Here is a 13,901-nt window from a genome sequence, read left to right as displayed (position 1 = left end):
AAGTAGGTTTATCATGAAAGCCAAATATAAATTTGCGTTGGTATCTATTGCTATATCTTCTGCATTACTATCAGGATGCAAAACTGGCGATATCGCAACGAAAACTGCCCAAGCACCCTCTGTTGAAACCGTTACCCTAACCGAAACAAAAATCACTCCTTATCATACTTTTATCGGTCGAACTGAAGCGGTAAATGACGTTGATATTATGCCTCGAGTCGGTGGCGAATTAACCGCGATTCATTTTAAAGATGGCGATATGGTCGAAAAAGGCCAATTGCTGTTTGAAATCGACGACCGTCCTTACAAAGCGGCACTGGCGTATGCAAAAGCGTCGTTGCAAAAAGCAAAAGCACAACTCGTTCAAACTACGCGTGATGCAGAACGTGTGAAGAAACTCATCAAAGATAAAAGCATCAGTGAGCAGCAATACGATGACGCCATTGCCGCGCACGCCGCAGCGATTGCTTCGGTAGAAGAGGCGAAAGCGACGCTGGTTTCAGCAAGGCTCGATCTTGAGTTTAGCTCTGTGCGTGCTCCTTTCTCTGGCCGCGTGGGTTTCAGCAACTTCCGAGTGGGTGACCGTATTTCGAAAATTCAACTCGTTCCTCTTGTTTCGATCACTCAAATCGACCCAATTCGCTTTGGCTTTGATGTGGATGAGAAGCTCTACCGCCGAGTAAGAAGTGCCATTGATGTGGCTCATCGTAACGATGACAAACTGGATGTTGATTTAACACTGACGCTTTCAGACGGCTCATTGTATCCACTTGATGGCAAGATCTACGCCGTTGGCAACAAGATCGATTTAGAAACAGGCTCAATTCGAGCAGAAGCACAATTCGATAATCCAACTTACGCGCTTATGCCGGGTGAATATGGCAACTTGACCATCAAGCTGCGCAACAAAACCATTGATGGTTTGCTTATCCCATCGGCGGCTGTTCAGCAAGACCAAGCGGGTGACTACGTCATGGTGGTTGGTGATGATCACGTGGTGTCACGTCGTAACGTTGAACTCGGTCAGACCTACGGTGTGAAACGTGCTGTGCTGACTGGTTTGGCGGCTAACGAAAAAGTCATCGTCAATGGTCTACAAAAAGTGCGTCCGGGTGCAACGGTGAAAGACGTTGAGCTACAGAGTGAACAAGGCTGAGTGAGTACTGATGTTAAGTAAATTTTTCATTCACCGGCCGAAGTTTGCTTTGGTGATCTCACTGGCGATGACATTGATGGGTATGATCGCCCTGAAAGTCTTGCCAATTTCTGAGTATCCTCAAATCTCTCCAACGGTAATTACGGTGAGCACCATGTATCCGGGTGCAAACGCGGACGTGGTTAAAAAGACCGTAGCACAACCGATAGAAGCCAAAGTCAACGGCGTTGAAGACATGATTTACATGTCTTCTGTGATTGGTAACGATGGCTCATACACATTGCGTATTTACTTCCGAGTGGGCGCAGATGGCGATATGGCGCAGGTTCGTGTGAACAACTTGGTGGCACAGGCGACGTCGTCTCTACCACAAGAAGTAAACCAAATCGGTGTGACGGTTAAGAAGAAATCTTCCGACATGCTGGGCGTTATCACACTGCGTTCTCCGAAACAGTCTCACGACAGTATCTACCTTTCTAACTACGCGGATCTCAATATTGTCGAGCGTCTAAAACGTATCGAAGGTATGAGTGACATTACGCTGCTGGGTAAGAAAGACTACTCAATGCGTATTTGGTTGAACCCAAATAAACTGGCTACCTTGAAGCTTTCTGCTAGCGATGTTATTGGCGCAATTAAAACGCAAAACATCCAAGTGGCGGCGGGTAAGATCGGTGGTATGCCAGCTCCGGGTGATCAGCAATATCAATATGTTTTGCAAACCAAAGGCCGCCTTACTTCTGCGGAAGAGTTCGAGAACATCATCATCCGTGCGAGCAAGAAAGGTTCTCTGATTCGCTTGAAAGATGTGGCTCGTGTCGAAGTTGGCGCACAAGGTTACGAAGCTGATGGTCGTATGAATAACGAACCAGCCGCCGTTCTGGCCTTGTACCAGTTGCCGACAGCGAATGCGCTAGACGTGATGGAGCGGGTGAAAGAGGCCATGAAAGAGTACGAGAAATCGTTCCCAGATGATTTGGTCTACGACATCGCGTATGACTCTACCGAATACGTAGAGACGTCTATTGATGAAGTGTACGAGACACTGGTGATTGCGGTACTTCTTGTCACCTTCGTTGTGTACGTTTTCTTGCAGAACTGGCGAGCGACCATCATTCCAACCTTAGCGATTCCGGTTTCCATCATTGCGACGTTCGCAATCATGGGCGTGATGGGCATGACCATTAACACCATCTCGTTGTTTGGCTTGATCCTCGCCATCGGTATCGTGGTGGACGATGCGATCATCGTGGTGGAGAACGTGGAGCGGGTTATCCATGAAGAGCATTTAGACCCGATTCCGGCCACGATCCAAGCCATGAAAGAAGTGACGGGTCCTGTATTGGCAACAACGCTTATTTTGTTGGCGGTGTTCGTACCGGTTGCGCTATTGCCGGGTATTTCTGGTCGAATGTTCAACCAGTTCGCGGTCACCATCTGTGTGTCGGTGCTGATCTCTGCGATCAACGCATTAACGTTAACGCCAGCGCTTTGTGCGTTGATGTTGAAATCAACTCACTCACAACCTATTGCGCCTTTGCGTGCGTTTAACCGAGGTTTTGAAGCAATAACGCGCAAATACCAAGGTTTAGTTGGCTTCTTGAGCCGTCGCATTGTGCTGAGTATCGGTGTTTATGGCGCGCTTATTGCGGTGCTGGCATTTGCGTTCATGACCGTACCTTCCTCTTTCGTACCGAACGAAGATAAAGGCGTGTTCATGGTCGAAATGCGTTTGCCAGACGCAGCAGCATTGCAGCGTACTGCACCATTAATGAAGCAGTACGTTGATGAGCTAAAACAGATGGAAGGTGTGGAGAACGTGGTTTCGGTTGCGGGCTTCTCGGTAATTAACATGGCGTCGATTCCAAACTCGGGCATGTTGATCATCAAACTGGATAACTGGAGCAAACGTAAAGACCCTGAGCTACACCAACGCGCATTGATGAATAAAGTTAACCAAATGCTGAACTCAACGCCAGATGCCGCTTCGTTCGTTTTCGCGACACCGGCAATCAAAGGTATGGGTGCGGTGGATGGTTTCAACCTTGTGCTGCAGGACAACTTGGGCCGTTCTCCACAAGAGTTGGCAAAAACAACCGCTGATTTTGTTGCCCAAATCAACCAACTGCCTGAAGTGGCACGTGCGTTCTCGATTTTCCGTGCGAATATTCCGCAACGTTACATCGATATTGATCGCGATAAAGCGATTTCGATGGGCGTACCGTTGAATGAAATCTTCAGCACACTGCAAGCACAGTTGGGCGGCGCCTACATTTCTGACTTCAACTTGTTTGGTCGTTCGTACCAAGTGAAAGTGCAAGCAGAAGAGCAATACCGTGACAATATCGACGACATCAACCATCTGTTTGTTCGCTCAAGCTCTGGAAAAATGGTGTCACTGGCAACGCTAGTGAAAGTGAAGCCGATCTTCGGCCCAGATACCTTGTCGAACTACAACATGTTCAGTTCTGCAACCGTGAACGGTGCGCCAGCGCCAGGTTACAGCTCGGGTGATGTTGTAAAAGCCATTGAAAAACTGGCTGCGGAATCTTTGCCAAGTGGTTACTCATACGAGTGGTCAGGCATGACTTACCAAGAGATGAAAGCAGGCAACATGGCGCCGATCGCGTTCGCATTGTCTTTGCTGTTCACATACTTGTTCTTGGTGGCTCAGTACGAAAGTTGGACCATTCCTGCAGCGGTAATGATGGCGGTTCCAGTCGCGATTCTCGGCGCAATGGGCACGCTACTGCTGGTGGGACAACCGTTCGACTTGTACGTGCAGATTGGTGTGGTCATCTTGATCGGTATGTCCGCCAAAGTGGCGATTCTTATCGTGGAATTTGCCAAAGTTCTGCGAGAAGAAAAGGGCTTATCCATCATTGATGCTGCCAAAGAAGCTGCTCGAATCCGTTTCCGTGCAGTACAGATGACCGCATTTGCCTTCATCTGGGGGGTATTCCCGTTGGTGATTGCATCGGGTGCCGGTGCGGCATCTCGTCACTCACTGGGCTTTGCAGTATTCGGCGGCATGATTCTCTCTACGTTTGTAGGCACGTTACTGACGCCAGTGTTCTTCGTGATGATGCAATCTCTGCGCGAGAAGTTTAAGCGAAAGAAACCCACTGAACTTGAGGTGAGCGAGCAATAACGCTGATTTCAACTGACTGACTCCACAACACCCCCACGCTGTGTGCGATTGGCCAATGCCTTTCATTGATATACAACCACCGTCGCAGCGTGGGTTCCCCTAACAATAATAGGTTTTAGCATGAAAAATCTTTCAAAAATCGTCGTAGCGAGCTCTCTACTGACGTGTGCTGCTGCGCAAGCGGGTGGGTTATACCTTTATGAAACTACAGCATCGGATATTGGTTTGGCATCCGCTGGTATGGCGGCTCGTGCGCAAGATGCCTCAGTAATGGCAGCAAACCCGGCTGGTCTGGCGAATGTTTCTGGTAAATCTTTCTCTGGTAACCTGATTGGCCTTTACGGTGACGCGCAACTAGACACGATGACTAGCGATGCGGGCAACGTGATTGGTTTTGTTCCTATGGCGTCGGCATTTTACAGCCAACAAGTGAACGACAAATGGACGCTGGGTATTGGTCTGTATGGCAACTACGGCCTTGGCCTCGAGTACGAAGGTCTTTTGAATAATCATTTAGATATTCCTACAGCAACGACACAAGCGTTGACCATTCAACCTTCCGCTTCTTACCGCATCAATGATCACTGGTCTGTGGGTGCGGCGCTTGGCATTCAGTACGGTATGTATGAAGTGGAAACGAAGGGAGCCCTGAACTTCAATGACGAAGACCAAGATACTCAGGTCAACGGTCGAGTAGGTGTGCTTTATGAGGCAACACCAGGCACTCGTCTTGGCCTGTCTTACTCTTCTGAAACCGAATTTGAATTCGACAAGAGTAACTCCATTGCTCCACAACAACTGATCTTCAGTGCTTACCATGAAGTGAATGATGACCTAGCGGTGATGTGGAACGTGAACTGGCAAGACTGGAGCGAATACACAACCACGCTGGGCGTAGAGACACAAGACACTTACCAAATCGCATTGGGTACTCAGTACAAACTGAATGAAAAAATGATGTGGAATGCAGGTTTTGCATTCGATACCAGCATGTATGAAAGCCAATCAAACGGTGACATTACCGTTCCTACTGGCAAGGCGTACCGCATTGGTACAGGCATTGATTACAAATTGGATTCAGAAAACTCAATTGGTTTCGCGTTTGAAGCGATCTTGATGGAATCGTCAGAAACGCCACGCTTCCAAGCGGGCTTTGATGAGCCTGCACTGTACTTCATGAGCATGAGCTACAACTGGAAAAACTAATCATTCCTAATCGCTAAACGCCTTCCTTACAGGCCATTCTACCCTAACTACCTGCACTGGATGCTGTCACGCCATCTAAGGTAGTTAGGGCGCTTTTGTCACATCCAGTGAGTGATGATTCAAAAAATATCTGCGCAGCTAAGTGCGGGTATTCAACATCTCAAAGGACTAAAAAATGAAAAATAAACTAGCGTTAGTGTGTATAACTTTGTTGGTTAGTACGCTGGCTCATGGTGCCGAGCATCGAGTAAAAGACAATAAAAACAAGTTGGCGGATGACCCAACAAAAGTCATCACGAAATTTGGCGCGTCTTACGCAAACAACTACGATTTTGATGATCAAAACATCTCATTCTCGGGCTCACTTGCGCTTGACCAAGCGCGCAAAATTAACCTGCGTATCAATGATGATGCGAGCGAGTGGCGTATTGGTGGCTCGTGGTTGTTTCCGGTCGGTATCGTGAACTTCAACTTCGGTAAAAATGAATACGTAAACGGCGCGGATCAAACCAACTACAGCGTTGGTACCTTTATGCCGCTAAGCTATTTCGGGATTGAGCCAGCAGGCTTCCAAATTTTCCCAATGGCAGGCTATACGTACAACACTGGTGATGTTCCTGTTTGTGACGGTGCAGAAAGTAGCCACTGTAGCGAGCCTAACTTTACGGGCACTCCAAGTGCAGAGAATGGCTTCAATATGATGAGCTCTTCAGGCAGCAGCGGTTACGTTGGTGCATTTGCGCTGAAATCGTTTACCAAAGAACTGACGTTAATCAGCTTCGCAGCAGGCACTTACGGCTCAGAAAACAGTGAAGGAGAGAACTACAAAGGCTTCTTTGGTGGTATCGGCCTTGGTTACCTCGTGAGCAAACGCCACTCGTTTAACGTAATGACGTTTGTCATGGACAACAACACCTATTTGGATGAAGCAGACAAGCGCATCGTATTATCATATCAATATCAATTCGAATAAATAAAAACGCAGCTCAAATAGCTGCGTTTTTACTTTGATAGAATGAACTAGTGAATTGAGTTGTTTTCTTCGATCTTTTTCTGGTATTGGTGTTTTAATATATACATGCGCTTAACATCGCTGTAAGCGCCGTTAATAAAGTATTCTTCTACAAGGTGACCTTCTTCGATAAAGCCGCATTTTTTGTATAAGTGAATAGCGACTTCGTTATCCACTGCGACTAATAAGTAGATTTTACGTAGATTAAGAATTGAGAATGAGTAATCTAACGCACGATTAATCATCTCTGTCGCATAACCTCGGCCTTGATGCTCTGGGGCGATGATTATCTGAAATTCCGCGCTGCGGTGAATGTAGTTAATCTCGATCAGCTCAACTAAGCCAATTACGATGCCGTCTTCATCTTCGACGACAAAACGCCTTTCAGCGTCATCATGTATATGTTTTCGATAAAGTTCTTCGAGCTCGTCATAAGACTCGTAAGGTTCTTCGAACCAGTAGGCCATGATATTTCGGTTGTTATTCAGTTCATGAATAAAGCGCAAATCAGAACGCTCTAATGCACGCATTTTTAGGCCTTTCTTCATCATTTTTCTCCAATGAGGGCGGAGAATACCTCCGCACTTGATGCTAGAAAATATTACCGTATTTCACAAGAATAGCGCATCTTTTTTTGGAAAATATCCTGTGATTTTCAATGTGGAAACTTAGAGTTCACGACAAATATAAATTAATCTTTACGATAAAAAACTCGATTAGGTGCTTTGCCTAATATCGTATTAAATACCGCGCAACGACTTAGTGTCTTAATCTAAACAAACAAGGTATTCAATATGTTTTCAATCGGTGACGTAGTAGTAGCGACTAAAGGTATCGATCTTGGCGAAATGGTTGTTACAGGTTTAAGCAGTGGCGGTTTTTACACACATGTAAAAGCAGGCGAAAAAACACTAACTTACCCAGCTAAAGATCTTAAGAAAGCATAATTAAATTTGCTCATTCTTATTTTTAACTCGCTTAAAGTTCGTATTAGTTATTTTAAGCGGGTTAGAATCGATAAAAGGTAGCACAATGAGTCGCTACCTTTTTTTATTTTTTCTACCTTTCTTCACCAATATGAAACTCAACGCGATTTCTTCCGGTTTCTTTTGCCTTGTAAAGTGCTAAGTCGGCGCGTTTAACGAGTGGTTCAAATGAGTCGTCGAGACGACAGACTTGAGTTACCCCAATACTCGCGGTGAAGCTCATATCACAACCTGAATGTTGAACGGTCGTCGTTTCTAGTGCATTACGAATCGTTTCTAATGTGTCTAGAGCTTGCTGTGATGAGCGACTTCTTAATACGATGGCAAACTCTTCACCACCAACTCTGGCAAGTAAGTCACAATCAAGTAGATGACTTTTAATAGTATTAACTGCATGGATCAGTGATTTATCGCCTGCGTCATGACCAAATCGGTCATTGAGGCTTTTAAAATTGTCGAGATCTAAAATAGCAACATGGAAGTCAATGCCCTGGGTTCGGTATTCATTTAGGCGGCTTTCGATTTGTCGTATGAACTCTCTGCGGTTTGGAATACCTGTTAGATCATCCGTCGTGGCGAGGTGCTCCATTTTCATTATCTGTATATGAAGGGCAATGTTTAAAGCAATCCAATTAGCGATGCACTGAAGCTGTGCCGCTTGTTCGTTTGTGTAAATGTGCGTTTGATGATGCGCAACATTAAGCGTTCCTAGGCAGACTTTACCGTGCATTAAAGGCGCGTCCATACACGTACCCATACCATTGGATGCGAGCATCACACAATCAATCTCATCAGATTGTGTAACATCATCGCAGATCATCAGTTGTTGCTTTTTGAACACTCGGCCAACAAACGCTTGATGAATGGGCACTAAAAATTCAGCGGGAATAGCTTTACTACCAGAGAAAGAGTAGACCTTTAGATGATCATTGTTTTCATAAAGTGTGATACTCGCACGGTCAGAATTAAATATACGATTTATCCATTCTGCCACCGTATCAAGTACTTGCTGTAGTGTTTCCGATTGAGCTAAAAAGTGAACAAACCCTATCGGCATACATATCGGACTTTCCATGTTTTGCATCGATAAGTCATCAGGGTTAAAAGTTCTTTCAAGTCTCAATAGACATCTCCTTGGCAATGTTGCAAATACCAACAATAAATTACGTGAAGCTATTTTGTAGAAAATGTGCTTCTTGGTAAGAGTATGGTTTAATTATCGCCATTTGTGTGTGTTTGGTTGCTCAATGTGGGCGTTAACTCACCCTAAATAAGTAAATCTTATACCTATTTATAAGTAAGTCATTACTCAATAAGTGGTGTTTTAAGATGGAAGTACAGAATGAGCCCTTCTGGAAGAGAAGGGCTAGAAAAGGATAAAAATGGGGTCAGGTGAGTAGAGACTTAATTGTCTTTGTACTTTTGTAAAATCAACTGACTTATCTGCGCAACGAGTTGGTCCCTAGCTTGAAGTGAGAGCTCGGTTTCTGTGACATAAATACTAATGTAAACAGGTCGATGATTTTCCTTCCATATAATCGCGTTAATGCCACGCGAACCATGACCTCCCGCACCAGAACGGTCTGCAATAGACCAACCTGTTGGTAATACAGAACGCATTAACGAGTCTGAAACTTTGTTGTCCTGCATCCAGATTTTTAATTGTACACGAGACTCATAAGACAACGTTTCGCCTTCGACCAAAGTTCGAAGAGTGTTTAGTATGGCGTTAGGTGTGGTTGTGTCGCGGCTGTCGCCTGGTGTGGCTTCGTTCAAGCGAGGTTCTATTCTGTCTAGGCGCGTTGCTTTATCTCCAATTGTTCGCAGAAACATTGTTACGGCCTTAGGGCCGCCAATTTCATTTAATACTAAGTTGGCTGCGGTATTATCACTCATTAACATAGCGGCTTCACACGCGTGCTCTATGCGTGTGTTTTGGCCTGCGAGCTTATCCATCACTGGAGACCATACAACGATACTGCGCTCATCGACTTTTGCGGTCGCATTTTTACTTAGCTTACCGCTGTCCATATCACTTAGCATTTTGGCACAAGCTAGGGTTTTGAATGTGCTCATGAGTGGGAAGCGTTCATCGCCACGGTAATCCCAACGCTCGTCTGCTTGGGTATCCCAAACTGACACCCCAATTCTGCTTGAGGTTTGTTGCTCGAGGAGAGAAATGTCCTCATTCAGTTGGGACGCGTAACTTAGGGTTGAGCAAACCATTAGCCCAGCCAACAAAAATAACTTTTTCATGGATCGTGTTCTTCAATTTTAGTTTTAGTTCGCACGGTAGCGATGTCACGTAAACTATAACGAGCCAATACTCTAAACACTGTTAAATCTATGTCTATTTTATGTAGGATTCTTTGCAATACGCTTAAACGGTCTCAATATGGGGAGAAGAGTGTTGCTATCAAGGCCTGTAGTTTGGCTTATATATTACGTCGGTGATTCGGTCACAAAAATATCTTAGCGAGAGACACTGGCTCAGAATTTCTTATCATGAGCTAACGAATAGTTTGATCCAGAAATAAAAGGAGCTGAATCATCAGCTCCTTTGTCTATTTGGATAATTACTTACAGTTCAATCTTTTTAACCATGCCTGCTTCTGCATGGCCCGGGATGTTACAAGCGAACTCAACCTTGTTGTCTCCGTGGAAATGCCACAACAACTGCTTCGCTTTACCCGGTTCTACCGTCACAGAGTTGCCCGAGTCGTGCATGTGATCACCACTCATTGTCTTCATCATTTCGCGATGTTCTAGCTGCTCTTTAGCCGAACCAATCGTAAACTCGTGGTTGATCTTACCTGTGTTCATGACTACAAACTGCACCACATCGTTTGGCTCAATCTTAACGTCTTTTTTGAACTTGATGGTCATGTCATCACCCAAGATAACGTGTACCACCTTGTCTGGCTTTGCCCCTTTTGCTGGCATACCTACTGCCGACATGCCCGGCATATCCATCATGTTTGAATGGTCCATTTTACTGTGGTCCATCTTCATGCTGCCGTGGTCCATGTTTGAATGATCCATTTGGGCAAACGCAGTCGTTGTTGTTAGGGCTAGAGCAAGAGTGATTAGTGTCTTTTTCATTTTTATATCCTTGTTTTAATTCATTAATAACTTGGTTGCTTCCCCCCAAACGAATTGATTGAGGGGAAGGTAGGGATTAAGCCTTGTTGCCAGTGCGATCTGTGCTGTCGGCGTTTTCGATTTGGTTGCCAGTTTGCGTGCTTGTTTGGCTCGGAGTTGAGTTGTTTGGGCGCAACTCACGTTGTTTCCACAGCTTGAAGATGGCTGGAAGTACCAACAGCGTCAGCAGCAGTGCCGATGCCATACCGCCAATCATTGGTGCGGCGATGCGTTGCATTACTTCTGATCCTGTACCTTCGCCGTACATGATCGGAATCAGACCAATAATGACCGTCAGTACCGTCATCATTACTGGGCGGACACGCAGGCCTGCACCTTCACGAATGGCATCGGTTAGGTCTTTCGCCTCAAGCTTCTGTTGGCTCTCTTCCGCATCCAGCTTTTTGAAGTGCCATGCTTGGTTGAGGTAGACGAGCATGATGACCCCAATCTCAACCGCGACACCTGCTAGGGCAATAAAGCCGACCCCAACGGCAATCGAGAAGTTGTAGTTGAGGATATGCATGAGCCACAAACCACCAACCATAGCGAGTGGTAGGGTAAGCATGATGATCATTACTTCGCCGACACGACGGAAGCTGAAGTAAAGCAGCAGCATAATGATGGCGATGGTGATTGGTACCACGACACTCAAGCGGTCTTTCGCACGTTCCATGTATTCGTATTGACCAGACCAAGCCAACGAGTAACCCGCAGGAAGCTCCAACTGATCGGCCACGACTTGCTGTGCTTCCACGACGTAAGAGCCAAGGTCACGACCATCGATGTCGACAAACACCCAGCCGTTCGGGCGTGCGTTCTCTGTCTTGATCATTGGAGGGCCGTCTTCATAACGAATGTCCGCGACATCAGCCAGTGCGATACGAGCGCCATTTGGAGTCACTAACGGCAGGTTTTGCAGTTTTACTACCGAGTCACGGTAGTCTTGTGGGTAACGAACGTTGATTGGGTAACGCTCCAAGCCTTCAATGGTTTCACCCACATTCATGCCGCCCACCGCAGTAGAGATCACTTGCTGAACGTCTTTGATGCTCAGGCCATAACGCGCTGCGGCACGACGTTTAATGTCGATCGTGACATAACGACCACCTGCTACACGTTCCGCATAAACCGATGCTGTACCTTGTACGCCATTAAGAATTGGCTCCAACTGAGAACCGATCTTCTCAATCACTTTCAGATCAGGGCCCGCGATTTTAATGCCGATAGGGGTTTTGATGCCCGTTGCCAGCATGTCGATACGCGTTTTGATAGGCATTACCCAAGCGTTAGTAAGACTAGGGAACTGAACCAACTTGTCGAACTCTTTGCGCAGTGACTCGGTTGTTACGCCTTCACGCCATTGATCGCGTGGCTTCAACTGAATCACGGTTTCAATCATGGTGAGTGGCGCTGGATCGGTTGCGGTCTCAGCTCGACCAATCTTGCCCCATACGGTTTTCACTTCAGGAACGGTTTTGATCAGCTTGTTGGTCTGTTGTAGAAGCTCGCGCGCTTTACCAATCGAGATACCCGGATAGGTCGTTGGCATGTACATCAAGTCGCCTTCATCCAGCGGAGGGATGAACTCGCTACCCAGTTTACTGGTTGGGTAGTAAGCCGATGCCATCAGACCTAATGCGATAACAATCATGGCCTTAGGGTATTTTAAGCTAGTGTTCAACAACGGACGGTACAACGCGACCAAGCCACGGTTAACTGGGTTTTTGTGTTCCGGTAACACCTTACCGCGAATGAAGTAGCCCATAAGAACAGGGACGAGTGTGATTGCCAAACCTGCTGCCGCTGCCATGGCGTACGTCTTAGTGAACGCAAGCGGCGAGAACATCTTGCCTTCCTGACCTTCTAAGGCAAACACCGGTACGAAGCTAAGAGTAATGATCAGCAACGAGAAGAACAGCGGTGCGCCAACTTCTTCTGCGGCTTTGCCAATTATTTGCCAGCGGTTTTTGTCGGTCAGTGGCGTTCGTTCAATGTGCTTATGAACGTTTTCAATCATCACGATTGCACCATCCACCATGGCTCCGATGGCTATCGCAATACCGCCCAAGGACATGATGTTGGCGTTGATGCCTTGCCAATGCATCACGATAAACGCAGTGAGAATGCCAACCGGTAGGCTCAGAGCGATAACCAACGAAGAACGAATGTGGAACAGGAACAACGCACACACAATCGCAACGACGATGAACTCTTCTGCAAGCTTCTTCCATAGGTTTTCTACCGCTGAATCGATAAGGGTAGAGCGGTCGTAGGTTGCAACAATTTCCACGCCTTCTGGCAGGCTGCGTTGTAGGTCTGCGAGTTTGTCTTTGACTTTTGCAATCACTTCACTGGCGTTTTCACCATAGCGCATCACGATAACGCCGCCGACCGCTTCACCTTCGCCATTCAGCTCTGAGATACCACGGCGCATTTGTGGACCAAGGTTAATGTCTGCGATGTCTCCTAAGAGCAACGGCGTGCCTTTCTCGGTGACTTTTAGCGGCAGTGATTTGATGTCTTCGATGCTGGTTAAGTAACCCGTGGTTCGAACCATGTGCTCGGCTTCCGCCACTTCGATAACGGACGCGCCAGTTTCTTGGTTACCGTTTTGGATTGCCATGTTCACTTGTTGCAGAGTGAGGTTGTAAGCACGCAGCTTGGCAGGATCAATCTGCACTTGATACTGCTTCACCATACCGCCCACGGTAGCGACTTCAGAAACGCCATCAACGGTTTGCAATTCGTACTTCAAGAACCAGTCTTGCAGGCTGCGAAGATCGGCCAAATCATGCTTGCCGGTTTTGTCTTGTAATACGTAGCTGTAAACCCAGCCCACGCCCGTTGCATCAGGACCTAAGGTTGGTTTTGCGTTCGGTGGCAGCTTTGGTGCTACTTGGCTTAAGTACTCCAACACGCGTGAACGTGCCCAGTACATGTCGGTATCATCGTTGAAAATGATATAAACGTAAGAGTCACCAAAGAAAGAGTAGCCACGAACCGTCTCAGCACCCGGCACGGCAAGCATGGCGGTGGTGAGAGGGTAAGTAACTTGATCCTCGACGACTTGAGGAGCTTGACCCGGATAGCTTGTCTTAATGATCACTTGCACATCAGAAAGATCCGGAATCGCATCAACAGGCGTATTCTTTACACTGTAAAGTCCGCCTAATACAAGGGCTAAGGTCGCGACCAACACTAGGAATCGGTTGCTCAGTGACCAACGAATAATAGCATTGATCATAA

At 46.6% G+C, this 13,901-nt stretch carries 10 protein-coding genes; 5 read left to right on the top strand and 5 right to left on the bottom strand.

Annotated features, from left to right (window positions below):
• Positions 1–13: 13 nt before the first annotated feature.
• The 4 genes from vmeP (at position 14) to NL626_RS07415 (ending at position 6,486) form a co-directional block, all read left to right on the top strand.
• Positions 14–1,156, top strand: coding sequence for an efflux RND transporter periplasmic adaptor subunit VmeP (gene vmeP / locus NL626_RS07430; protein ID WP_005391278.1), 1,143 nt, complete (start codon positions 14–16; stop codon positions 1,154–1,156).
• Between the two features lie 10 nt (positions 1,157–1,166).
• Entirely contained in the window at positions 1,167–4,307 is a 3,141-nt protein-coding gene (gene vmeQ, locus NL626_RS07425; protein ID WP_238967091.1) for an efflux RND transporter permease subunit VmeQ, read from the top strand.
• A gap of 120 nt (positions 4,308–4,427) precedes the next feature.
• Positions 4,428–5,513, top strand: a complete 1,086-nt coding sequence (locus NL626_RS07420; protein WP_213879478.1) for an OmpP1/FadL family transporter — start codon at positions 4,428–4,430, stop codon at positions 5,511–5,513.
• A gap of 175 nt (positions 5,514–5,688) precedes the next feature.
• Entirely contained in the window at positions 5,689–6,486 is a 798-nt protein-coding gene (locus NL626_RS07415) for a hypothetical protein (RefSeq protein ID WP_213970908.1), read from the top strand.
• A 47-nt stretch (positions 6,487–6,533) separates the two neighbouring features.
• Here NL626_RS07415 and speG read toward each other — a convergent pair whose 3' ends face one another.
• Entirely contained in the window at positions 6,534–7,073 is a 540-nt protein-coding gene (gene speG / locus NL626_RS07410; RefSeq protein ID WP_005375417.1) for a spermidine N1-acetyltransferase, read from the bottom strand.
• A 246-nt stretch (positions 7,074–7,319) separates the two neighbouring features.
• On the opposite strand from speG, the gene NL626_RS07405 reads away from it, so the two are divergent.
• On the top strand, positions 7,320–7,472 hold the full coding sequence (locus NL626_RS07405) for a hypothetical protein (protein WP_005375418.1): 153 nt from the start codon (positions 7,320–7,322) through the stop codon (positions 7,470–7,472).
• Between the two features lie 112 nt (positions 7,473–7,584).
• Here NL626_RS07405 and NL626_RS07400 read toward each other — a convergent pair whose 3' ends face one another.
• The 4 genes from NL626_RS07400 to NL626_RS07385 form a co-directional block, all read right to left on the bottom strand.
• A complete protein-coding gene (locus NL626_RS07400) occupies positions 7,585–8,634 on the bottom strand; it encodes a sensor domain-containing diguanylate cyclase (RefSeq protein WP_213970909.1) in 1,050 nt (349 codons plus the stop codon).
• Positions 8,635–8,915: 281 nt separating this feature from the next.
• A complete protein-coding gene (locus tag NL626_RS07395; RefSeq protein WP_005375420.1) occupies positions 8,916–9,767 on the bottom strand; it encodes a carbenicillin-hydrolyzing class A beta-lactamase CARB-42 in 852 nt (283 codons plus the stop codon).
• A gap of 324 nt (positions 9,768–10,091) precedes the next feature.
• Complete coding sequence (locus NL626_RS07390) at positions 10,092–10,613, bottom strand: cupredoxin family protein (RefSeq protein ID WP_253657177.1); 522 nt, start codon at positions 10,611–10,613, stop codon at positions 10,092–10,094.
• 76 nt (positions 10,614–10,689) lie between these two features.
• Positions 10,690–13,899: an efflux RND transporter permease subunit gene (locus tag NL626_RS07385; protein WP_253657176.1), complete on the bottom strand. Its 3,210-nt coding sequence runs from the start codon at positions 13,897–13,899 to the stop codon at positions 10,690–10,692.
• Positions 13,900–13,901 lie beyond the last annotated feature (2 nt).

Origin of the sequence: Vibrio sp. Y58_MX_L22 (assembly GCF_024181865.1) — a bacterium.
Lineage (GTDB): Bacteria > Pseudomonadota > Gammaproteobacteria > Enterobacterales > Vibrionaceae > Vibrio > Vibrio alginolyticus.
The sequence above is the reverse complement of the archived record's forward strand: the minus strand, read 5'-3'. Positions and strand labels throughout refer to the sequence as shown.

What these genes read in the sequence shown, in the direction of transcription:
- NL626_RS07390 (WP_253657177.1), bottom strand. Translation starts at nt 10,613, where the DNA reads ATGAAAAAGACACTAATCACTCTTGCTCTAGCCCTAACAACAACGACT.
- NL626_RS07420 (WP_213879478.1), top strand. Translation starts at nt 4,428, where the DNA reads ATGAAAAATCTTTCAAAAATCGTCGTAGCGAGCTCTCTACTGACGTGT.
- NL626_RS07385 (WP_253657176.1), bottom strand. Translation starts at nt 13,899, where the DNA reads ATGATCAATGCTATTATTCGTTGGTCACTGAGCAACCGATTCCTAGTG.
- speG (WP_005375417.1), bottom strand. Translation starts at nt 7,073, where the DNA reads ATGAAGAAAGGCCTAAAAATGCGTGCATTAGAGCGTTCTGATTTGCGC.
- NL626_RS07415 (WP_213970908.1), top strand. Translation starts at nt 5,689, where the DNA reads ATGAAAAATAAACTAGCGTTAGTGTGTATAACTTTGTTGGTTAGTACG.
- NL626_RS07405 (WP_005375418.1), top strand. Translation starts at nt 7,320, where the DNA reads ATGTTTTCAATCGGTGACGTAGTAGTAGCGACTAAAGGTATCGATCTT.
- vmeP (WP_005391278.1), top strand. Translation starts at nt 14, where the DNA reads ATGAAAGCCAAATATAAATTTGCGTTGGTATCTATTGCTATATCTTCT.
- vmeQ (WP_238967091.1), top strand. Translation starts at nt 1,167, where the DNA reads ATGTTAAGTAAATTTTTCATTCACCGGCCGAAGTTTGCTTTGGTGATC.
- NL626_RS07395 (WP_005375420.1), bottom strand. Translation starts at nt 9,767, where the DNA reads ATGAAAAAGTTATTTTTGTTGGCTGGGCTAATGGTTTGCTCAACCCTA.